Below are 19,883 nucleotides of genomic sequence, written 5' to 3' on the forward strand. Positions count from 1 at the left end.
TATCCTTGTTGTGCGAGCCATCAGCGCGTGGGTGGTTCGATGTTGCGAACATGAAATATGTTCTCACGATTGGGAAGATCGTCTGGCCGCGCCGACTGTCTGCCGTCGGCGGCATTTCTCGCGCTGGTTCGTCGAGAACTGGCGCCCGATTGCGCGACGTTGCCGGTGTGTGGGGCCTCGGTTCGATCAACGGATCTGTTCCTGCCCACGCATTGCGTGTCAGCCCTCGCCCGGCCGGATCCGGTATGTGAGCGGCGTCTCGCTTCAGTGAATGGCGAGGTTATCGATCGTTCAGGGTGAGTTGTTTGCGAGGCGCGAGGAGGTCGCCCGAGGCTCGTGAAGGACTGCTGGTCGGACCCGCGAGTGGGGGCCGTTCGGGCGCGCTGTGTGGTCGTGCGTGGAGAAGCGAAAAAAGCTCTTGCGCTATATCTTAAGATAGTTAATATCGTAAGACATGTTTAAAGATCATATGCACACACGCTCTCTCCATCCTCTCTTCCAAGGCGGCGGCCGCCGCGGCGCAGGCCGCGATTTTGGCGACAAGCCCGGCTGGGGCTTCGGCTCAGGCCGCGGTTTCGGTCGCGGAAGAGGGTTCGGCGGAGGGGACTTTTCTGCTGGACGCAAGCTGAGTTCGGAGGATCTCCAGCTCATTCTTCTGGCGCTTCTGGCGGAGAAACCGGCCCACGGTTACGAACTCATCAAGTTGCTTGAGGAGCGGTCCGGAGGCTTCTACGCGCCAAGTCCGGGCATGGTGTACCCGGCCCTGACCTATCTTGAAGAGATCGGTCACGCTTCGGTCACGCAGGAGGGCAACCGCAAGCTCTACGCATTGACCGAGGACGGCCGCGCGACACTGGAGCAGCGCAAGGCGCAAGCTGATGCGATCCTTGAGGCGCTTGCGCGTATCGGCAGCCGCATGTCGGAAGTCCGCGACGCGTTTGCGGGCGTCGACGGGGCGGACCCGCAGGCAGGCGAGGAACTCCATCGCGCCCGTCGAACGCTCAAGCAGGCGCTCATGCAAAAAAGAGGTTGCTCAGCGAGCGAAGCGTCGCGGGTTGCACGCGTCCTTGAGCGGGCGGCCGCAGAAATTCTCGGGAAAGCCGAGTGACTGGCAATCTTTTTCTGTTTCGAATCATATTCAGGAGGTCTATATGAACGCGCCTGTCCGCACGCCGCTGCGCGTGCGCCACGAGACGCGACTGCGCGCAGCGCAGGTCGTCAGCGTCACCGATATTTCGCCGAAAATGCGCAGCATTGTTTTCCGTGGCGAGGATCTGAAAGATTTCCTCAGCCTTGCGGCGGACGATCACGTGAAGCTTTTCTTTCCACCGTCAGGCGCAAATCCTGCGGAGCAGTCCTGGCTTCGCCCCGGCGCGGGCGGACGACCCTCCGGACTTGTGGCGCGCGATTATACGCCCCGGCGTTTCGACGCGCGCGAGGGGACGATCGATATCGAGTTCGTCCTGCATGACCACGGACCAGCCTCGAGCTGGGCGTCTCAGGCGAAAGTTGGGCAGTGGCTGGGCATCGGCGGCCCACGCGGCTCTTTTGTCGTTCCTGACGACTATGGGCTTTTTGTTCTGATCGGCGACGAGACGGCTTTGCCCGCAATTGCGCGTCGGCTGGAGGAACTTCCTGCAGGAACGAACGCGATCGTATTGATTGAGGTTGCGGACGCACGCGAAGAGCGCGATCTGCCGACAGCGGCGAACGCACGCGTCACCTGGCTTGTCCGCGATGGCGCGGCGGCCGGGACTACGGACTTGCTGATGCGGGCTGTGGAGGCGTTGCAGCCGCCGGGCGTGGATCCGGCGGATATCTATGTGTGGATCGGCGCCGAAATCGAGACTGCGCGCGGACTTCGCGCGTGGTTCGCCGAACATTGGTCCATGCCACGCGCGCAAATTCGCGCGGGCGGCTACTGGCGCCTCGGGGTCGCCGATGGCGCGGGCCGTATCGACGACTGAACTTTCACACCCGGCGGTCAATTTTCATTTCGGTTTTTTCCGCGTCAAGCGTCGGGTGACGACGTCTGGCGCCTGTGCGCGCCTGAAAGCGTGGATCAGGGCGACAGGCGTCCGGTTGTTTACCGATTTCTCTGGCGGTCGCCTTGTGTGCGGGGCGTATATCGGCGGATGACAGGGGGCCGCGACGTTGCTAGAAGCCCTTCGCATTGTTCAGGGTTCGTGTCGTCCCGGTCAGCGCAGGAAAAGCCGCCCCAATGAAAATCGTCGCGTGCAACAGCAATCCCCCTCTGGCCGAGGCGGTCGCCGCCGAGCTTAATATTCCCCTCTGCAACGTTTCCGTTCGGCGCTTCGCCGACATGGAGATATTCGTCGAGATTTTTGAAAACGTGCGCGGCGAGGACGTGTTTGTGGTGCAGAGCACCTGCACGCCGACGAACGACAATCTTATGGAATTGCTGATCATGCTCGACGCCCTGCGTCGCGGATCAGCGCGCCGCATCACGGCGGTGATGCCTTACTTCGGTTATGCCCGACAGGATCGTAAATCCGGTCCTCGCACGCCGATCAGCGCCAAGCTGGTCGCCAATCTTCTGGTCGAGGCCGGGGCTGACCGCATCCTTACGCTGGATCTTCACGCGATGCAGATCCAGGGCTTTTTCGATATTCCGGTCGATAACCTCTACGCAGCGCCGCTGTTCGTGCGCGATATCAAGGAGCGTTACGGCGACCGCGACCTGATGATCGTATCGCCCGACGTCGGTGGCGTCGTCCGCGCCCGCGAAATCGCTCAGCGTCTGAACACCGATCTCGCTATCATCGACAAGCGGCGCGAGCGTGCGGGCGTGTCGGAAGTAATGAACGTGATCGGCGACGTGAAGGGGCGGCATTGTCTGCTGGTTGACGATATCGTCGACAGCGGCGGTTCTCTTTGCAATGCAGCTCAGGCAATTACCAATCATGGCGCGGCCTCGGTCGGCGCCTATGTCACGCATGGCGTCCTGACGGGACGCGCGGTTGAGCGCATTGCGGAGTCGACCATCGAGATGCTGACGATCACGGACAGCATTATGGCTACGGACGCAGTGAAGGCCGCGAAAAATATTCGTCAGGTCACGATCGCCGGATTGCTCGCTCGCGCCATGCGCGCTGTTGCGGACGAAAGCTCCGTCTCGTCATTGTTTGACTGATCGGGGGCAGGGCTGCGATCAAGGGATTTGTAACGACTGGGAGATGTCGATGTCCGTGATCGATCCAACGCCATTCTGGTACCTCAGGCATGGCGAGACCGACTGGAATCGCAGAGGACTCTCGCAGGGTCGTACCGACATTCCGCTAAACGCCACGGGCCTGGAGCAGGCCGAGCAGGCCGGGCGCACCTTGATCGAGGCGGTGCAGGGCGGCCCAAAAATAGATCGCGTCATATCGTCGCCGCTCGTGCGGGCCGCGCGCACGGCGGAGATCGCGGTGGAGGCTCTGGCGGCGTCGGGCGTCCGCCCGAGTCTGGGCTTCGATGCCGATCTTCAGGAAGTGTGCTTTGGCGAACAGGAAGGTCAGCCCATGGGGGAGTGGTACGACGACTGGATCGCCGGGCACTATACCCCTCCTGGAGCAGAACCTTTCGCGCTGCTGCGCGACCGGGCTGTCGCAGGCGTCAACCGGGCGCTGACCGGACAGGGGACGGTGCTGATCGTGGCGCATGGCGCCCTGTTCCGCGCGCTGCGATCCGCCATGAGTCTGGAGCCGAACGTGCGTCTGCCCAACGCCGTGCCGCTGAAGCTCGATCCTCCCAGTGTTGGCGGGACGCCCTGGAGCCTCAATCAACTCGGCTGACAAGGCGCCTCTTCTGGATCAGCCGAACAGACGGGCGGACGCGGAGTCGTTCTGCGCGCCCGGACTGTTGCCGCTGTCGCCGGTCGTGATGCGCCCGGCGGCGTCCAGCGCCATTGCGAAAGTCCCACCGCCATGATGGCGTGTCGAGACGGAAACACCGGTCGCGGCGAGTGAGGCCGGGGCCGCCGGACTTCGCCCTGTGTGGTGTGACGCGAGCAGATCGTATCCTGCGCCACTGATGGCTGCGGTCGTGGTCATTGGACGCTCCCCTTTCCTCGCCAGCTTAGTGTGTTCGCCCTAAGCGCTGGTTAATGCGAGAAAGACCGGGTCGTCGTCGGGTCGCCCGGTGAAGGCGCCCGAGTAATCATTATACCCGGACCGTAGTTCTTGAACGATCGGGACCAGAACCGTTGGACTGACGAGGCTGCGGCGAAATCGCGAGAAGGTGTGGAGGCCGACGCCGCCACTCTGTTCAAAGAGCGCCCGTCAGGATCGAGACATCAGGTCCTCGACTTCTCCCCACGTTGGCGCAGCGTCCGCAGCGCCGGAGCGTGTGGTCGCCAGCGCGCCGCATGCGGCGGCCACCCGCACGGCGTCCGCCAGAGCCCGACCTTGTGCGAGGCTGACGGCCAACCCGGCGTTAAAGCAGTCGCCAGCAGCGACAGAATCGATTGCGACGACAGGAAAGGCCGGGATGAAGCCGCCAGCGTTCCCGTCCTGCCACCACACGCCGCGCGCGCCCATTTTCACGATGGCGGCGCGGGCCCCACGCTCAAGCAGCGTCCGGGCGGCCTGTTGCGCGCTTTCCGGGGAATCTGGGGTTACGCCCGTCAGGACCTGCGTTTCGGTCTCGTTGGGCGTCACGACGTCGATCAGCGTCCACAGGCGCTCGGGTAATTCATGCGCGGGCGCCGGAGCCGGGTCGAGGACGACCAGCCCCCCGGTGCGCCGCACACGTTCCGCGGCAGCGACGACGGCGTCCATCGGAATTTCCAGTTGCAGCAGCAGGACAGCGGCGGCGTCGAACAGGGCGGCTGCAAGGTCGATATCGCTCGCGTCGATCCGCATGTTCGCGCCGCCCGCGACACTGATCGCGTTCTCCCCGTTATGGTCGACGCCAATCAATGCAACGCCGGTTGGAGCGCCCTCGTCCTCGCGCAGCGCGGAAAGGTCGACCCCGAATCGTTCGAGTTCTCGTCGCGCCTGTTGACCGAAGGCGTCGTTCCCGATCCGCCCGGCCAGCGCCGCCCGAAGACCGAGAGCCCCAGCCAGCCGTCCGGCCGCAGCCGCCTGATTGCCGCCCTTCCCGCCAAGCCCGATGGCGTAACCATCCGCCAGAACCGTTTCGCCGGGCCGGGGGAGGCGCGCCATTTTCGCCGTGACGTCGATATTGACGCTTCCGAAGGAGAGGACGAGGGGCTTGGTGGCTGTCATGACGGGCGTGATCCGGATTGTGGGCTTCCAGAAAGGGAAGCGGCCAGTTCTGTCGCTCAAAGCACGGCGTCGTTCAAGATCGACGTTTAGGTTTGAACGAAGCGGGCGCCTGAGGAGTTATAGCCGACGTCAGGAAGATCGCGGCAATGAACGCGGACGGCCTCTGGCGCTTTTCCGCGATTGGCCACATTGTAAGAATTGTTTGCAACTGGAGCGGCGCGGGAGACGGAGTGTTACGTCAGCGGAAGACGCGCGGCTTCACGATCAGGGAGAGCACCATGAACACGATCAGCAGAATATTTACCGTCGCCGGTTTGACGCTCGTTTCGGCCGCAGCGCTGACGGCGACGGCGCGCGCTGAAGAGATCATGTATATGGGCGAATTCAAGGCCGAGCATGGCGCGACGAACGCGCCGACGGGCGACGTCATGGCGACGCTCGACACCACGACCAACGTCCTCAAATACACGATCAAATGGAAAGGCCTGACCGGCCCCGTGACCGTGGCGCATTTCCACGGACCGGCAAAGGATGGGGTGGATGCGGGCGTCGTGGCCCCGATCGACGGACCTTATGAGAATCCGCTGTCCGGACAGGTCACGCTGACCAGCGCGCAGGAAGATGAACTGGCCAAGGGGCTGGTTTATGTGAACCTGCACACCAAGGCTTTCCCGAAAGGCGAAGCCCGCGCCCAGCTTTCGAAATAACGGCGAAGTCTGGAGAGCGGCGCTTCAGTGCTCAGCTCTCCAGACAGGTTTGTCGTCAGAGAAAACCTGCATCGGTCGACGCTGAAAACCGCTTGGCTGCGGGACGTCGTGCCCGGCAATCAGTCGAGCGCGATAATCGTGCGCCAAGGTTCGTCCTTGGCGCGTTTCGCTTCAAACGCGGCGATGGACTGCTCCTGCTGCAACGTCTGACCGATATCGTCCAGACCTTCCAGCAGCAGGTGCTTGCGCAGCCGATCGACCTCGAACGGAACTTCCGTCCCGTCGGGGCGGATCACCACCTGACGCGCCAGATCGACGGTCAGGCGGCTGTTCGCGCCTTGTGCGGCGTCTTCCATCAGCGTGTCGCACACTTCGCGCGGCAGGCGGATCGGCAGGATGCCGTTCTTGAAGCTGTTGTTGAAGAAAATATCGGCAAAAGACGGTGCGATCACGCAGCGAAGGCCGAAATCGAGCAGCGCCCATGGCGCATGTTCGCGTGAAGAGCCGCAGCCGAAATTCTCATGCGAGATCAGGATCTGCGCATTGCGATACGGTTCGCGGTTGAGAACAAAATCCGGATTTTCTGAACCGTCCTCGCGATAGCGCATGCTGTCGAAGGCATGCACGCCCAGACCTGTGCGCTTGGTGGTCTTGAGAAACCGCGCAGGGATGATCTTGTCGGTGTCGATATTGGCTTCGGGGAGCGGAGCCGCGATTGCCGTCAGGGTGGTGAACTTGTCCATCGGTGCGGGCTCCTCAAACGGGCAGGGCGCTGAGTTCGCGAACGTCCGTCAGGACGCCGGTCACGGCTGCTGCTGCGGCCATGGCCGGAGAGAGCAGGTGCGTGCGGCCTCCCGGCCCCTGCCGTCCTTCGAAATTGCGGTTGGAGGTCGAGGCGCAGCGCTGTCCCGGCGTCAGCTTGTCCGGGTTCATGCCGAGGCACATGGAGCATCCGGCCTCCCGCCATTCAAACCCGGCGTCAAGGAACACGCGGTCCAGACCTTCCTGTTCGGCCTGCGCCTTCACCAGCCCCGAGCCGGGGACGATCATGGCGCGCACGCCGCTGGCGACCTTGCGCCCGGCGGCGACGGCGGCGGCGGCGCGAAGGTCTTCGATGCGGCTGTTGGTGCAGGAGCCGATGAACACCACGTCAACCGGCGTCCCGGCGATCTTCTGCCCGGCCTTCAGGTCCATGTAGCTCAGCATGCGCTCAAGCTGCGCGCGCTTCGCCTCGTCGGCCTCGTTCGCCGGGTCAGGAACCGCGCCGCCGATGGGGAGGACATTTTCCGGGCTGGTGCCCCAGGTCAGGGACGGCTCGATCTCTTCAGCGCGCATTGTGACGGTCGTGTCATACGCTGCGCCCTCGTCGGAGGGGAGCGTGCGCCAGTAGGCCACGGCGGCGTCGAAATCGTCGCCCTTTGGCGCGAAGCGGCGACCCCGGACATACTCGAACGTCGTGTCGTCCGGCGCGACCAGACCGGCGCGCGCGCCAGCTTCGATCGCCATGTTGCACACGGTCATGCGCCCGGCCATGTCGAGGCCGCGAATGGCGGAGCCACAGAATTCGATGACGTGACCGGTGCCGCCCGCCGTGCCGATCTTGCCGATAATCGCCAGCACGACGTCTTTGGCCGTTACTCCCGGGGCAAGCGCGCCTTCAACCTCGACCTTCATGTTTTTGGCGGGCTTCTGCAGGATCGTCTGCGTCGCCATGACGTGCTCGACCTCGGACGTGCCGATGCCGAACGCGAGGGAGCCCATCGCGCCGTGGGTCGAGGTATGGGAGTCGCCGCAGACGATGGTCATGCCGGGCAGGGAGATGCCCTGCTCCGGGCCGACCACATGGACGATGCCCTGATTGGCCGAAAGCAGCGGGAAATAGGGAACGCCGAATTCCTTGACGTTGCGCTCGAGCGTCTCGATCTGGTTCCGGCTTTCCGGCTCCTCGATCGGTTGCGTGCGGTCGGACGTCGGGACGTTGTGATCCACGACGGCGATCGTCGCTTCGGGGTGGCGCAGTTTGCGCCCCGCCATGCGGAGGCCTTCAAAAGCCTGCGGGCTGGTCACTTCGTGAACGAGGTGCCGGTCGATGTATAGGATCGCCGTGCCATCGGACAGGGTTTCGACGACATGGCTGTCCCAGATCTTGTCGAACAATGTACGCGGCGACATGGCGGTGCGGTTCCTGACTGGCTTGGCGGACGACGCTTCCGGGGCGGTCAGGCCTCCCGTCGGGGTTGTCCGGAACGAAAAGACACGTGAATGCGTCCGGGCTGGTAGCCGAAATCGGGCCGCCCAAAGGCGGCCCGATCTGCGACGACATCACCACTATGTGGAAGTCCGCGCGGCGCGCTCAAGAGAGAGCCGCCCGGAAACGCCGGTTCGCCCTGCGCCGGATCCGCCCGCCATAACGCAAGGCGGGTCCGGTCGCCGGGCGGAGGCGATTACTTGCCGGCGGTCGCCGTCGGAGCGACTTCGCGAGCGCGCTCGGCAATACGCGCCGACTTGCCGCTGCGGCCACGCAGATAATACAGCTTCGCGCGACGGACCTTGCCGCGACGGACGACGGTGATGTCGGCCAGCGTGGGTCCGTAGAGCGGGAAGACGCGCTCGACGCCCTCGCCGTTCGAGATCTTGCGAACGGTGAAGTTGCTGTTCAGGCCCTTGTTGGAGCGGGCGATCACAACGCCTTCGTAAGCCTGAACGCGCTCGCGCTCACCTTCCTTGACGCGGACCGACACGCGGACCGTGTCGCCAGCCTGGAACTCGGGGACCGCACGGAGGGCGCTCAGGCGAGCGATTTCGTCGGCCTCGTACTGCTGGATGATGTTCATATCGGGAATCCTTCCTGAACCGATGATGTCGATACATGTGACGGAGCGCCGGTATGCGGCCCGCCGTGGTGTCTGGTGCCGCAATCGGCGCCGGTGCGCGGCGTCGCTGCGGGTGTTTCTCTGCCGGTCGCGGATGAATCCGCGGATCGGGCCGCCCACAGATCGGGTCGCCGCTCGCGCGTGACCCTCTCGGATTGCTCCCGCCGCCATTTTGCGATGGCGGCATGGTTGCCGGACAGCAGGACATCCGGCGCCGCGCGACCGTTCCACTCGGCCGGGCGGGTGTAATGCGGGTATTCGAGTAGGCCGTCGGAGAAGCTTTCCTCCACGCCGCTGTCAGCCGACCCCATGACGCCCGGCAGCAACCGGACGCAGGCGTCGAGCAGGACGATCGCAGCAGTTTCGCCACCCGAAAGGACGTAGTCGCCGATCGAAACTTCTTCGATCTCGTGCGCTTCGAGCACGCGCTCGTCGACGCCTTCATAGCGACCGCACAGGACGGTGACGCCCGGCCCGGCGGCGTAGCGGCGAACGTCCGCCTGCGACAGCGGCCGACCACGCGGCGTCATGTAGACGCAGGGCGCGCCATCGGCCCGCTTCGCGTCGTTGAGCGCTGCGTCGATGACGTCAGGACGCATCACCATGCCTGCACCGCCGCCGAACGGCGTGTCGTCCACGGCGTTGTGACGGCCCAGCCCGTAAGGGCGCAGGTCGCGCGTCTCGCACCGCCACAGTCCCTGCTCCAGCCCGCGACCGGCCAGAGACTGACCAAGCGGACCCGGAAACATTTCCGGGAACAGGGTGACGACGGTTGCGGTCCAGCTCACGCTGCGCCTCCCGCCGCCCTGGCGGCTTCACGGTCACGCTTCGACGCGTGTTCCTCTTCCCCCACGACCTCGTTCGGGCGGGAGACGGTCACGCGCCGCGACGCGAGATCGACTTCCGGCACGCAGGCCAGGGTGAAGGGGATGACCGAGCCGGAATCGAGTTCCAGGCTCGCGCCCGCGCCATAGTCATGCACCGTGACGATGCGGCCGATGACGGCGCCGTTTTCGACGGCCTCCATTCCGATCAGATCGGAATGGTAGAACTCGTCCGGTTCCGGCTCCGGCAGGGTGTCGCGCGTCACGAAGAGCTTGCGGTTCACAAGCGCCTGCGCGGCTTCACGGCTGTCGACCGGCTTGCCGTCGGCGTCGCGCAGCAGCGCGATTCCGTCGGCCCGCCATGTCAGCGTCCAGGCGCCGCCACGATCGTCGGTCAGCGTTCCGTACGAAGCGAGGGAGTCCGCGTCGGCGGCGAAGCTGTGCACATGCACAAGCCCCCGCACGCCGTGCGGACGTCCAATCACTCCGATCTGGATGCGATCCTGCGTCATGGAAAGGCGGCGCCCTGCGTTCCGTCAGAAGTTCAGGCTGCTGCCGCTTTGGCGGCGGCGGCGGCGCGCTCCTGCGCCTTCTTCTTCGGCGCGGACTGCTTCGGCTGCTCGTTCCACACGGGCTTCGCCATCAGGCCGGCGTTGCCGAGGAAGCGCGCGACGCGGTCCGTCGGCTGGGCGCCCTGCGACAGCCAGTGCGTGATGCGCTCGCTGGTCAGACGGATACGCTCGGCGTGGTCGCTCGGCAGCATCGGGTTGTAGGCGCCGACCTTCTCGATGAAGCGGCCGTCACGGGGGGAGCGGCTGTCGGCCACAACGATGTGGTAGTAGGGACGCTTCTTCGCGCCAGCGCGGGAAAGGCGGATCTTGAGGCTCATTCAGACAACTCCAGAGAATGAAAAACCGTGAAACGAACGGGGGCGGGGCTTAGCCGAACGGCCTGCCGCCGGGGCCGCCGGGGCGGCCCGCTCCCCCGGGCATGAGTGCGGACAGGCCCTGACGCATGAGACCTTTCATGCCGAGCTTGTTGATCCGCTTCATCATTGTGGACATGTCGTCGAACTGCTTGAGCAGCTTGTTGACGTCCTGAACCGTCGTCCCTGACCCGGCGGCGATGCGCTTCTTGCGCGACGCCTTGATGATGTCCGGCGTCTTGCGCTCGGCCTTGGTCATGGACGAGATGATGGCTTCGTGGCGCTTGAAGATCGTCGTATCGAGATCCTTGTCGCCGATGGCGTCCTTCAGCTTGCCCATGCCGGGCAGCATGCCGAGGATGCCGGAGATCGACCCCATCTTCTTGATCTGCTTGATCTGCGACACGTAGTCGTCGAGATCGAACTTGCCGGCCATCATCTTCTTGGCCAGCCGCTCTCCCTCTTCGTGGTCGAGCGTGTCGGCGGCCTTTTCGACGAGGCCGGCGATGTCGCCGAGGCCGAGGATACGGCCTGCGACGCGTTCCGGATGGAATTCTTCAAGCGCGTCGAGCTTTTCGCCCGAGCCGGTCAGCTTGATTGGCGCGCCGGTGATGGCGCGCATCGACAGGGCCGCGCCGCCTCGGGCGTCGCCATCCATACGGGTCATCACGACGCCGGTGACGCCAACGGCCTCGTTGAAGATCTTCGCGGTGTTGACGGCGTCCTGACCGGTCATCGCGTCGACGACCAGCAGCGTCTCCACCGGGCTGGTGGCGGCGCGGATCTGCCGCACCTCCTCCATCAGGGCCTCGTCGATCGACAGACGGCCTGCGGTGTCGAGGATGACGACGTCAAAACCTTCGCGACGCCCCGTGTCCATCGCGCGTGCGGCGATCTCGAGCGGCGCCTGCCCGGCGACGATCGGCAGGGACATTACACCCGCGCGCTCAGCCAGCTGCTGGAGCTGGAGCTGGGCGGCGGGACGCTGCGTATCGAGGGAGGCGAGCAGCACCTTCTTCTTCTCGCGGGTCGCGAGGCGAAGGGCGATCTTGCCGGAAGTGGTGGTCTTGCCGGAGCCCTGCAGGCCGACCATCAGGATCGGCGCGGGCGGCACGGCGTTGAGGTTCAGCGGAACCGCGCCTGCGCCGCCGAGCGCGTCGATCAGCGCGTCGTTGACGATCTTGGCGACGGCCTGACCGGGGGAAATGCTGTCCAGCACCTCATGCCCGACCGCGCCTTCGCGGACCTTGTTGACGAAGTCCTTGACGACAGGCAGCGCGACGTCGGCGTCCAGCATGGCCAGACGGACTTCGCGCATCGCCTCGGCGACGTCGGCCTCCGACAGCGCGCCGCGCTTGCCGAGTCCGTCGATAACGCCTGAAAGCCTGCCTGAGAGTGACTCGAACAAGAACCGGTTACCCCAAAAGAATACGCGCCACTGCGCGAGGACTCGCGAGGTGGCGGGACTGATGTTGCGGGGGCTTTACGCGCTGCGGAGGCGCATTGTCAAACCCGTTCTGTCGAAGGGCGTCGAAATGGCGGAGTCCAGCGTTTTTTGGCTGAGATTCGGGCGATCAACCCGCCGGTGGGCATTTCGGCAGGGCGCGCCCGAGAATCTGTCCCCGAAGGGTCAGCAGGTCGGTCGATTCGACAGGGTGTTCCCGCAGGGCATGAACTTCCCCGGGGGTGTAGGGGGCGACGCCCGAAGGCGTGCTTTTGCCGCCCAGACGAAAGACGACGAAGTTCATCACGTCGGCCAGCAACGCATCGTCGCGAATCAGCGACATCGACACGCCGGGCACACGCACCAGATAGGCCCGTCCTTCCGGTGTGCACGTGAACACACCCACAGTATCACGCAACGACGGCACGAAACTCGGGCGCGACTTGCCCTCGATTCCATGGCAGCCGCCGCAGTGGGTGAGATAGGCGGTTTGCGTGCGGTCGAGCGCGCACGCGTCGCGAAGTGCAGGTCCGCCCGCGAGCGTGATCGCAATGGCGAGACCCGACAGCGCTTTACGGAGCCGCCGACACGGCTTTGTAAGGCGCTGTGCGTTATTCTTTGATGGTCTCATGGCGTCTGTTAGCGCACTCGGCGGAACGTTGCCGGGCGCGCCACTTCTGGCGCGCGAGTCTCAGGGGAGAGGATGCTTGGCGTCCAGAGCCTTGCGCTCGTCGACCAGAGCCGGAGCGGCGACTGGCGTGGCGCGTGCGGCCTTGATTTCAGCAGCCGTAAAGGTCGGAGTCGCGCCAGTGCCGCCGAGGGAGGCCACATAGGTCAGAATGGCGGCGAGGTCGTCGTCAGACTGGCTGGAGAAGGTGGGCATGTAACCGGCGTAGCTCGCGCCGCCGGCGGTGATGGAGCCGGTCAGCCCGTTGAGGACGACGTGCTCAACGTAAGTTTTGCCTTCGGGTGAGCCGGCGATCTTGCCAATACGGCCCTTCAGTGTGGGGAACTGCCCCGGAACGCCCATTCCGTCGGCCTGATGGCAGATGCCGCAGTTCGCGCCGTACAGAGCCGCGCCGTCAGCGGCGCGAGCCGCGTGCGCCTGAAAGGTCGCGGCGGCGGTAAGAGCGGAGCAGAGAACGAGAGTCTTGAACTTCATGAAGCGCTTCCAACAATTGCGGCAGTAGAACAGTTATAGACGAGTGACGTCGTTCCGAAACACCAGATGATGTCGTTATTCGCCTGCGGCCTGTAACTCGGCTGATCGCCGTCGGTGTTGAGGCAGCTGACCTGATTGCAGGCGTCCTGACCGCAGCAATCGCGGTAGGCGACGATGTAGGAACGGCGATCATGGGGGTTGAAACACGTCCCGATCCACGACGTAGGCGAAGGGGCCGTGCCGGGCGGGCAGGTATGCACGCCGCCGCCGCAGGTCGAGCACAGGTTCCCGTCGATCGCGCAATAGCGCCAGTAGTCGCACTTCGTGTCGTCGGAGACCTGCGCCTGTGCTGCGAATGGCGTCCTGGCGCCCTCGTTCGTCGTTTTCCTGACGGTTGCCGGCTGGGCCGACGGACCGTGCGCGCGCGCGGCGGGTAACAGCGGCAGAGCGGGCGCCGCGACGATTCCGGCGCCGATCCGGGCGATGACGCCGCGACGGGACGCGCGACCGGCGAGTGCGCGCAGCGCCCTTTCCACCAACCGGTCCATGAGCGGCGCGTCGGCGGCGGCTGGGCGTCGATCAGACCGCATTCAGAAGTTCCTTCTCGCTCCCGTTGACGGCGGCGCTGCTTTCTCCGCCGCGCACGGCGGCGATCATCGCTTCGATCTGCCCCCGCGTATTGACGATTTCGCGCGCGCGCAGCACGCCGCGCTCGTCCAGCAAAACGAGCGTCGGAAGGCGCGCGACCTGCAGCACCAGAGCGAGTTCAGGCCCGGTGACGAATGGCACGCCGCCCAGATCAAGCCGCTCGCGCATGGACTGCAACTCCGGTAGCGCGCCGTCGCCCACCAGCACGAGTTCGAGGCCGGGTGACGACGCCGCGACGTCATTCGCGGCCGGGATCACGCGTTTGCAGATCGGGCAGTCCGGGGCGACGAACAGGACCATGCGTACGGCGTCCGCGTTCAGGGACTCGCCGATCGGAAAGGCGGTTCCCGCCAGAGTGGTCATGCTGATCCGGGGGATGGCCTGCCCCACGGAGAGCGCCGGTGCGGCGGTCTGCGCGCCGATGGGGGCGAGCCGTTCGTGCAGCACCCCGATCTGGCGCGCCATCGCGAAAACGATGACCGCGAGGACGACCACCGCGACCATGAGCAGCGCCTCAGAAATCACGAGTGTTGTCATCATGGCGTCTGTTCCTGACGTGGCGCGGGAAGGAGCGTCAGGCGGCTGGCCGCGATGGCCAGAGCCAGCAGGCAGGCGCCGGTTATGGCGCCCTGTACGCGCAGGGCGAGCGAGTCGGGCGCGCCCGCTGCGGCGACAAAGAGGGCGGCGACGGCCAGCGCCACGCTGCGTGCGACGCTGCGCCATGACAGCGTTTCGCCGCCGGAGCCGGGCAGGCAGCCGCAGGAAATGGAAGTCCGTCCACGGATGACGTTGATCGCCATTGCTGCCGAGAAGACCAGCAACAGCGCCGCGCTCGCCAGACCGCACGCTGTCGGCGCGACGCCGGACAGCAGCCCCGCTCCGAGCAGCGTTTCAGCTCCGATGAGAAGCCATAGGACGGGCGTCAGCAGCGCATCTGGTAGCAGGCGGTAAGCTGCGAGTTGCCCGAGAAAGCCGTCGCGGTCGCGCATTTTGGAGACGCTGGCGGCGAGAAACAGCGCCCCGACAGCGCCGCCTGCTACGCCGCCAGCGACGTTGAGGGCGACAGAGGCGACGTCGGAAGCAGCGCCGTTCATTGGCCTGGCGCCAAGGTGAAGACCAGCGATGTGCCCAGTCGGTCCATCTTGCGGCGCAACTTGCCCGTCGCGGCGTCGAGGATGAAGAAGTCGCCGGTGTCGTTCGTGGTGAACAGCAGCGGCGAGGCGTCCTGCGTGACGCCGATCATCGCGCTTGGGGCGGGCAGAGAAATACGGCGAACGAGCTTGCGAGCGGCGACGTCGATCTCCCAGACCTCGGTTCCCGGTTCCTTATGCGTCCAGAATGTTCCCTTGTGCATCAGCACATAGAGATGGCCCGTCGCCTTGTGATACGCGGCGAGTTGCCAGCCTCCCGGCCGCCACGTCGTCTCGAACGGCGCCGAAGCGTCGGAGGCGCGCTTCATTCCAGCGGCCTCCTGAATCGAAAACGGCGTCCCGATGGTGGAGTTCGCGCCGAGTTTGGCCGGGTAGACAAGGCCGGAATAGGCGATGAACAGCGCGCTGCCGTCCGTGGCGACGCTCGGGCTGTTTTCGAATACCGGGTCCCGGTCGGGAGCGAAGAAGGATGGCGTGTGCGTGACCTTTGGCGCGCCGCCTGCCGAGAGGCTGACATTCGACAGGCCGCCATCTGCGCACAGGGAGGAGAAGCCCGCCGGGCCCCAGGGGTAGATCAGCGCGCAACCTGGTATGTCGACATTGGTCTCGACCATGTGCGTGGCCGTGGAGACGACATGGACGGCGTTGCTGGGGATCATGTCATAGACGTAGATGCGCCCGCCGTCGGCGCTGATCGCCAGATCGTTCGCCTTCGGCGTCACGAGCGCACGGCCGGGAAGGACTTCGTCGTTGGATATGGTCAGCGTCGAGGGATCATAGGTGGCGAGCAGATCGGCGCGGTCGCCGCGATTGCCGCGCGACCAGACGGTCTCGGCCACGGAGAAAAAGCGGCCGTCCGGCGCCTGCACCATGTTGCCGTTATAAGCGGCCTGCACCATGCCAAGCAGCTTGCCCGCATCTGCGTCGACGACATAGACGCGCCCGTCCTTCGCGTGCGGGTAATCCGCGTCCATAACGAGGATACGGTGCGGCCCGGCTGGGGGGAGTTTGGCGATATCGCTCTGTTCTGTCTGAAGAACCGGCTCTTCGGCGCGCGCGTGCGTTGTGGAGGACAACAATGCGGCGCCGAGGCAGGTTGCGAAAACGAGCCGCGGCGCAAGCAGGCGGAAGAATAGAGCGGACGCCGCTTTCCGGGGGACGTCCCTTCGCCTGTCACGCATTGTTCGGCTGTTCCTCCTGTGAAACATTTTTCCCTTCTGCCGTAAATCATGACGTCCAACAAGTGAGATCGGCGCGTCCTTCGAATTCCGCGCGGAGATCATTGTAAACTCCAATACGGAATGGAATTAGTTTCTGGCCGTGTGTTCCGGAGTTTAAACAACAATGCCGCCCGACGCGCCGTTTTCTGCGTTTCTCGACAGCGTTCCCCCGTCGTCGCCCCTTCGCGAGGCGATTACGCACCATTATCTTGCGTCGGAACCGGATTGCGTCGGCCGCCTGTTGCCACAGGCGACGCTCCCCCCTTCTGTGGTCGAGGAGGCGCGGGGGCTCGCCGCTCGGCTGATTGGCGCATTGCGGGAAAAGGGCGGACGCGGCGCGGTTCAGGCTCTTGTTCGTGAATACGATCTTTCGAGTCAGGAAGGCGTGGCGTTGATGTGTCTGGCGGAGGCGTTGCTGCGCATCCCGGATTCACCGACGCGCGACGCGCTGATCCGCGACAAGGTCGCCGGGGGCGACTGGCGCGCGCATGTCGGGCGAGGGCGTTCGGTTTTCGTCAATGCGGCGACATGGGGCCTGGTCGTTACAGGCAAGCTCACGACCACTGTTGACGAAGCAGGGCTTGGGGCGGCGTTGACGCGCCTGATCGCGCGTGGCGGCGAGCCGCTGATCCGGCGTGGCGTGGACTTCGCGATGCGGATGATGGGCGAGCAGTTCGTGACAGGCCGCACCATCGAGGAGGCGCTGGAGCGCAGCGTCCGGATGGAGGAGAAGGGCTTTCGCTACTCCTACGACATGCTTGGCGAAGCGGCGATGACGGCTCAGGACGCGACGCGTTATTACCGCGAGTATGAGACGGCGATTCACGCGATCGGGCGAGCGGCGAAAGGTGCGGGCCCATACGAGCGACCGGGAATTTCGATCAAGCTCTCCGCGTTGCACCCGCGTTACTCCCGGTCGCAACGCGCGCGGGTCATGGCGGAACTGGCGCCGCGCGTCACGGCGCTGGCGCTTCTCGCTCGGCGGTACGACATCGGGCTCAACATCGACGCGGAGGAAGCCGACCGGCTGGAGCTGTCCCTCGATATCCTCGAAACCCTTTGCCTCGAAGAAGGTCTTGCAGGGTGGGGAGGCGTCGGCTTCGTCGTGCAGGCCTATCAGAAGCGCGCGCCGTTCGTGCTGGACTGGGTCATAGATCTGGCGCGTCGCACCGGTCGTCGCCTGATGGTCAGGCTGGTCAAGGGCGCATACTGGGACAGCGAGATCAAGCGCGCCCAGGTTGATGGCGTGGAGGGCTTTCCGGTCTTCACCAGAAAGGTCCATACGGATCTGTCTTACATCGCGTGCGCGCGGAAACTTCTCGCTGCGCGGGACGCCGTGTTTCCTCAGTTCGCCACCCACAACGCCTACACGGCGGCGCTTGTCATGCGTATGGCGGGTCAAGGGTTCAAGCCGGGCGATTACGAATTCCAGTGCCTGCACGGCATGGGCGAACCGTTGTACGAGGAGATCGTCGGCGCCGATAAGCTGCGTCGTCCGTGTCGGATTTATGCGCCGGTAGGCTCTCATGAGACGCTGTTGGCTTACCTAGTCCGGCGTTTGCTGGAAAACGGCGCGAACTCATCCTTCGTGAACCGTTTGCAGGACCCGGCGGTCTCGATCGCGGAACTGACTGCCGATCCGGCGACCGTCGTCGCGGCGGCGGACCCTGTCGGGGCGCCGCACGAGCGTATCGCGAAGCCTTCCGATCTTTTTCGTCCCGGAAGGGAAAATTCCCGCGGCGTCAACAGCGCGGACGAGGGCGTGCTCGCCCGATTGGCTGATACGTTCGCGGGCGCTGTGGAGCTTTCGTGGAGCGCTACGCCTCTGGGGGCTGAAGTCGGAACGCCGATGCGGGAGACATTAAATCCGGCAGATCTCTCCGACGTGGTCGGCCATTATGTTGAATCGACGCCGGAAGCTGTCAACGTCGCGTTAATCGCGGCAGCGCAGGCGCAACCCGGATGGGCCAGCCGATCGCCGGAAGAGCGGGCGGTGGTTCTTGATCGCGCCAGCGTTTTTTTGGAGGAACGCACGCCGGTTCTGCTCGGCCTGATTATGCGGGAGGCGGGCAAGACGCTGGCCAACGCAGTCGCCGAGATTCGGGAGGCTGTCGATTTCCTGCGCTATTATGCGGAACAGGTCAGAACCGGATTCTCCAACGACGCGCATCGTCCTCTGGGTGTCGTCGCTTGCGTCAGTCCGTGGAATTTTCCCCTCGCGATCTTCATGGGACAGGTTTCCGCCGCGCTGGCGGCGGGTAACGTTGTCATCGCGAAACCCGCGGAGGAGACGCCCCTGATCGCCGCGCAGGCGGTGGCGATTCTTGTCGAGGCAGGGGCGCCGGAGGATGCGGTGCGTCTGCTGCCGGGCAGTGGCGATGTCGGAGCGAGGATTGTTGCGGATCATCGTGTCAACGGCGTCATGTTTACGGGATCGACCGAAGTGGCGCGTCTGATCCAAAGAACGCTCGCTGATCGGGTTAACCCCGATGGGTCCCCTGTGACGCTGATCGCGGAAACTGGCGGACAGAATGCGATGATTGTCGATTCATCCTCGCTCCCGGAGCAGGTGGTGCAGGACGTTCTGACTTCTGCGTTCGACAGTGCGGGGCAGAGATGCAGCGCCTTGCGCATTTTGTGCGTGCAGGAAGACGTGGCGGATCGCGTCGTCGAAATGTTGAAAGGCGCGATGGAGGAGTTGTCGGTCGGGCGACCAGACAGATTCGCCACCGATATAGGGCCCGTCATTTCGGTTGAGGCGCGCGACGGGATTAACGCGCATATTGAACGAATGCGGGCCAAGGGGTGCGAGGTGTTTCAGGTCGCTCTGCCTGCTTCCTGCGCAGATGGTTTTTTCGTGCCGCCGACGCTGATAGAAATCGGACGCGTGGGCGATCTGAAGCGGGAAGTGTTCGGGCCGGTCCTGCATATTCGGCGCTACGTGCGCGAAGAGCTGGATGCAGTTCTGGCGGCGATCCGTGAGACAGGTTATGGTCTGACCTTCGGGTTGCATACGCGGATAGACGGGACGATCCGTCACGTTACGGCGCGTACGGACGCCGGAAACATCTACGTCAATCGAAACACCGTGGGCGCCGTCGTGGGCAGTCAGCCTTTCGGCGGGCATGGCCTCTCAGGCACCGGGCCCAAGGCGGGCGGGCCGCTGTATCTGGTGCGGTTGCTGGCGCAGGCTCCGTCAGACTTCACGGCGACGGAGGGGGATTTGTTAATGCCCGGCCCTGTGGGCGAAGAAAATCGCTACCGGACGCGGGGGCGCGGGGTGGCTCTGTGCGTCGCAGCGACGGCGGAAGATCTCGCCGCGCAAATCGAACGCTGCGCCCGCACCGGCAATCGCGCGCTGATGGCTGATAACGCTCTGTTGCCCGAGGGCGCGCGCGACGGAGTCATCGTCAGTGCAAACCCCGAGAGCGAACCGTTCGATCTTGTTCTTTTCTCTGGCGAAGACGACGATTTGCGGACTCTGACGCAGCGCGTGGCCATGCGCGATGGGTCGATAACGCCGGTGTTCCGCTGTTCGGCGGAACGGTTGACGCCCTCCGCGTGGCTTTTGCAGGAGCGTACGATCAGCACGAATACGACGGCGGCGGGCGGCAACGCGCAGTTGATGATGATCGGGTGATTCAGCGCGTGTGCTTGTTGCGGTGGCATGGCGGCCAGAATCTGCCGTGCGCGTCGAA

20 protein-coding genes and 1 pseudogene are annotated in these 19,883 nt (G+C 64.7%); 6 read left to right on the plus strand and 15 right to left on the minus strand.

Features of this window, described 5'->3' with window-relative positions:
• The first annotated feature begins 469 nt into the window (after nt 1-469).
• The 4 genes from J2D73_RS00360 to J2D73_RS00375 all read left to right on the plus strand — a co-directional run bounded on the left by J2D73_RS00360 (nt 470) and on the right by J2D73_RS00375 (nt 3,797).
• Nucleotides 470-1,108, plus strand: a complete 639-nt coding sequence (locus J2D73_RS00360) for a PadR family transcriptional regulator (RefSeq protein WP_207878333.1) — start codon at nt 470-472, stop codon at nt 1,106-1,108.
• Between the two features lie 43 nt (nt 1,109-1,151).
• Complete coding sequence (locus J2D73_RS00365) at nt 1,152-1,967, plus strand: siderophore-interacting protein (protein ID WP_207878335.1); 816 nt, start codon at nt 1,152-1,154, stop codon at nt 1,965-1,967.
• A gap of 254 nt (nt 1,968-2,221) precedes the next feature.
• Nucleotides 2,222-3,154, plus strand: coding sequence for a ribose-phosphate pyrophosphokinase (locus J2D73_RS00370; RefSeq protein ID WP_086642843.1), 933 nt, complete (start codon nt 2,222-2,224; stop codon nt 3,152-3,154).
• A 49-nt stretch (nt 3,155-3,203) separates the two neighbouring features.
• A complete protein-coding gene (locus J2D73_RS00375) occupies nt 3,204-3,797 on the plus strand; it encodes a histidine phosphatase family protein (RefSeq protein WP_207878337.1) in 594 nt (197 codons plus the stop codon).
• Nucleotides 3,798-3,815: 18 nt separating this feature from the next.
• Here J2D73_RS00375 and J2D73_RS00380 read toward each other — a convergent pair whose 3' ends face one another.
• Both J2D73_RS00380 and J2D73_RS00385 read right to left on the minus strand, forming a co-directional pair.
• The gene (locus J2D73_RS00380; protein WP_207878339.1) at nt 3,816-4,055 is read right to left on the minus strand and encodes a hypothetical protein; all 240 of its coding nucleotides are present in this window, start codon (nt 4,053-4,055) and stop codon (nt 3,816-3,818) included.
• Nucleotides 4,056-4,283: 228 nt separating this feature from the next.
• On the minus strand, nt 4,284-5,231 hold the full coding sequence (locus J2D73_RS00385; protein WP_207878341.1) for a ribokinase: 948 nt from the start codon (nt 5,229-5,231) through the stop codon (nt 4,284-4,286).
• 146 nt (nt 5,232-5,377) lie between these two features.
• Between J2D73_RS00385 and J2D73_RS00390 the strand changes: the two genes are divergently transcribed.
• The gene (locus J2D73_RS00390; protein WP_341534993.1) at nt 5,378-5,938 is read left to right on the plus strand and encodes a CHRD domain-containing protein; all 561 of its coding nucleotides are present in this window, start codon (nt 5,378-5,380) and stop codon (nt 5,936-5,938) included.
• A gap of 119 nt (nt 5,939-6,057) precedes the next feature.
• Here J2D73_RS00390 and leuD read toward each other — a convergent pair whose 3' ends face one another.
• The 13 genes and pseudogenes from leuD to J2D73_RS00455 form a co-directional block, all read right to left on the minus strand.
• Nucleotides 6,058-6,681 carry a 3-isopropylmalate dehydratase small subunit gene (leuD, locus tag J2D73_RS00395; protein WP_207878343.1) on the minus strand — a complete coding sequence of 208 codons (624 nt, stop codon included), beginning with the start codon at nt 6,679-6,681 and terminating at the stop codon, nt 6,058-6,060.
• Between the two features lie 13 nt (nt 6,682-6,694).
• Entirely contained in the window at nt 6,695-8,110 is a 1,416-nt protein-coding gene (gene leuC, locus J2D73_RS00400; protein ID WP_207878345.1) for a 3-isopropylmalate dehydratase large subunit, read from the minus strand.
• A 272-nt stretch (nt 8,111-8,382) separates the two neighbouring features.
• Nucleotides 8,383-8,772 carry a 50S ribosomal protein L19 gene (rplS, locus tag J2D73_RS00405; protein WP_086642848.1) on the minus strand — a complete coding sequence of 130 codons (390 nt, stop codon included), beginning with the start codon at nt 8,770-8,772 and terminating at the stop codon, nt 8,383-8,385.
• 149 nt (nt 8,773-8,921) lie between these two features.
• A pseudogene (trmD, locus tag J2D73_RS00410) lies at nt 8,922-9,599 on the minus strand (tRNA (guanosine(37)-N1)-methyltransferase TrmD); the annotation flags it as partial.
• Nucleotides 9,596-10,147 carry a ribosome maturation factor RimM gene (gene rimM / locus J2D73_RS00415; protein WP_207878348.1) on the minus strand — a complete coding sequence of 184 codons (552 nt, stop codon included), beginning with the start codon at nt 10,145-10,147 and terminating at the stop codon, nt 9,596-9,598. The gene rimM and the pseudogene trmD, both read right to left, overlap by 4 nt.
• Nucleotides 10,148-10,179: 32 nt before the next feature.
• Nucleotides 10,180-10,524 carry a 30S ribosomal protein S16 gene (rpsP, locus tag J2D73_RS00420; RefSeq protein WP_026396948.1) on the minus strand — a complete coding sequence of 115 codons (345 nt, stop codon included), beginning with the start codon at nt 10,522-10,524 and terminating at the stop codon, nt 10,180-10,182.
• Between the two features lie 49 nt (nt 10,525-10,573).
• A complete protein-coding gene (ffh, locus tag J2D73_RS00425) occupies nt 10,574-11,968 on the minus strand; it encodes a signal recognition particle protein (RefSeq protein ID WP_207878349.1) in 1,395 nt (464 codons plus the stop codon).
• Between the two features lie 166 nt (nt 11,969-12,134).
• A complete protein-coding gene (locus J2D73_RS20605; RefSeq protein WP_243429500.1) occupies nt 12,135-12,635 on the minus strand; it encodes a c-type cytochrome in 501 nt (166 codons plus the stop codon).
• 60 nt (nt 12,636-12,695) lie between these two features.
• Nucleotides 12,696-13,166 (minus strand): c-type cytochrome, encoded by a 471-nt coding sequence (locus J2D73_RS00435; protein WP_026396945.1) that lies wholly within the window; start codon nt 13,164-13,166, stop codon nt 12,696-12,698.
• Nucleotides 13,163-13,756, minus strand: a complete 594-nt coding sequence (locus J2D73_RS00440; RefSeq protein ID WP_207878350.1) for a methylamine dehydrogenase light chain — start codon at nt 13,754-13,756, stop codon at nt 13,163-13,165. Before J2D73_RS00440 ends, J2D73_RS00435 begins: the two co-directional genes overlap by 4 nt.
• Nucleotides 13,746-14,354 (minus strand): thioredoxin domain-containing protein, encoded by a 609-nt coding sequence (locus J2D73_RS00445; RefSeq protein WP_243429501.1) that lies wholly within the window; start codon nt 14,352-14,354, stop codon nt 13,746-13,748. The genes J2D73_RS00440 and J2D73_RS00445 overlap by 11 nt, the downstream gene beginning before the upstream one ends.
• Nucleotides 14,351-14,908, minus strand: coding sequence for a MauE/DoxX family redox-associated membrane protein (locus J2D73_RS00450; protein WP_207878351.1), 558 nt, complete (start codon nt 14,906-14,908; stop codon nt 14,351-14,353). Before J2D73_RS00450 ends, J2D73_RS00445 begins: the two co-directional genes overlap by 4 nt.
• Complete coding sequence (locus tag J2D73_RS00455; RefSeq protein ID WP_207878353.1) at nt 14,905-16,146, minus strand: amine dehydrogenase large subunit; 1,242 nt, start codon at nt 16,144-16,146, stop codon at nt 14,905-14,907. The genes J2D73_RS00450 and J2D73_RS00455 overlap by 4 nt, the downstream gene beginning before the upstream one ends.
• A gap of 163 nt (nt 16,147-16,309) precedes the next feature.
• On the opposite strand from J2D73_RS00455, the gene putA reads away from it, so the two are divergent.
• On the plus strand, nt 16,310-19,825 hold the full coding sequence (gene putA, locus J2D73_RS00460) for a bifunctional proline dehydrogenase/L-glutamate gamma-semialdehyde dehydrogenase PutA (RefSeq protein ID WP_207878355.1): 3,516 nt from the start codon (nt 16,310-16,312) through the stop codon (nt 19,823-19,825).
• Nucleotides 19,826-19,883: the final 58 nt, after the last annotated feature.

The organism is Acetobacter sacchari (assembly GCF_017377715.1).
Taxonomy (GTDB): Bacteria; Pseudomonadota; Alphaproteobacteria; order Acetobacterales; family Acetobacteraceae; genus Acetobacter; species Acetobacter sacchari.

Excerpts from the sequence above, each read along its gene's own strand:
- J2D73_RS00360 (WP_207878333.1), top strand. The coding sequence starts at position 470 with ATGCACACACGCTCTCTCCATCCTCTCTTCCAAGGCGGCGGCCGCCGC.
- J2D73_RS00365 (WP_207878335.1), top strand. The coding sequence starts at position 1,152 with ATGAACGCGCCTGTCCGCACGCCGCTGCGCGTGCGCCACGAGACGCGA.
- J2D73_RS00370 (WP_086642843.1), top strand. The coding sequence starts at position 2,222 with ATGAAAATCGTCGCGTGCAACAGCAATCCCCCTCTGGCCGAGGCGGTC.
- J2D73_RS00375 (WP_207878337.1), top strand. The coding sequence starts at position 3,204 with ATGTCCGTGATCGATCCAACGCCATTCTGGTACCTCAGGCATGGCGAG.
- J2D73_RS00380 (WP_207878339.1), bottom strand. The coding sequence starts at position 4,055 with ATGACCACGACCGCAGCCATCAGTGGCGCAGGATACGATCTGCTCGCG.
- J2D73_RS00385 (WP_207878341.1), bottom strand. The coding sequence starts at position 5,231 with ATGACAGCCACCAAGCCCCTCGTCCTCTCCTTCGGAAGCGTCAATATC.
- J2D73_RS00390 (WP_341534993.1), top strand. The coding sequence starts at position 5,378 with ATGAACGCGGACGGCCTCTGGCGCTTTTCCGCGATTGGCCACATTGTA.
- leuD (WP_207878343.1), bottom strand. The coding sequence starts at position 6,681 with ATGGACAAGTTCACCACCCTGACGGCAATCGCGGCTCCGCTCCCCGAA.
- leuC (WP_207878345.1), bottom strand. The coding sequence starts at position 8,110 with ATGTCGCCGCGTACATTGTTCGACAAGATCTGGGACAGCCATGTCGTC.
- rplS (WP_086642848.1), bottom strand. The coding sequence starts at position 8,772 with ATGAACATCATCCAGCAGTACGAGGCCGACGAAATCGCTCGCCTGAGC.
- rimM (WP_207878348.1), bottom strand. The coding sequence starts at position 10,147 with ATGACGCAGGATCGCATCCAGATCGGAGTGATTGGACGTCCGCACGGC.
- rpsP (WP_026396948.1), bottom strand. The coding sequence starts at position 10,524 with ATGAGCCTCAAGATCCGCCTTTCCCGCGCTGGCGCGAAGAAGCGTCCC.
- J2D73_RS20605 (WP_243429500.1), bottom strand. The coding sequence starts at position 12,635 with ATGAGACCATCAAAGAATAACGCACAGCGCCTTACAAAGCCGTGTCGG.
- J2D73_RS00435 (WP_026396945.1), bottom strand. The coding sequence starts at position 13,166 with ATGAAGTTCAAGACTCTCGTTCTCTGCTCCGCTCTTACCGCCGCCGCG.
- J2D73_RS00440 (WP_207878350.1), bottom strand. The coding sequence starts at position 13,756 with ATGCGGTCTGATCGACGCCCAGCCGCCGCCGACGCGCCGCTCATGGAC.
- J2D73_RS00445 (WP_243429501.1), bottom strand. The coding sequence starts at position 14,354 with ATGATGACAACACTCGTGATTTCTGAGGCGCTGCTCATGGTCGCGGTG.
- J2D73_RS00450 (WP_207878351.1), bottom strand. The coding sequence starts at position 14,908 with ATGAACGGCGCTGCTTCCGACGTCGCCTCTGTCGCCCTCAACGTCGCT.
- J2D73_RS00455 (WP_207878353.1), bottom strand. The coding sequence starts at position 16,146 with ATGCGTGACAGGCGAAGGGACGTCCCCCGGAAAGCGGCGTCCGCTCTA.
- putA (WP_207878355.1), top strand. The coding sequence starts at position 16,310 with ATGCCGCCCGACGCGCCGTTTTCTGCGTTTCTCGACAGCGTTCCCCCG.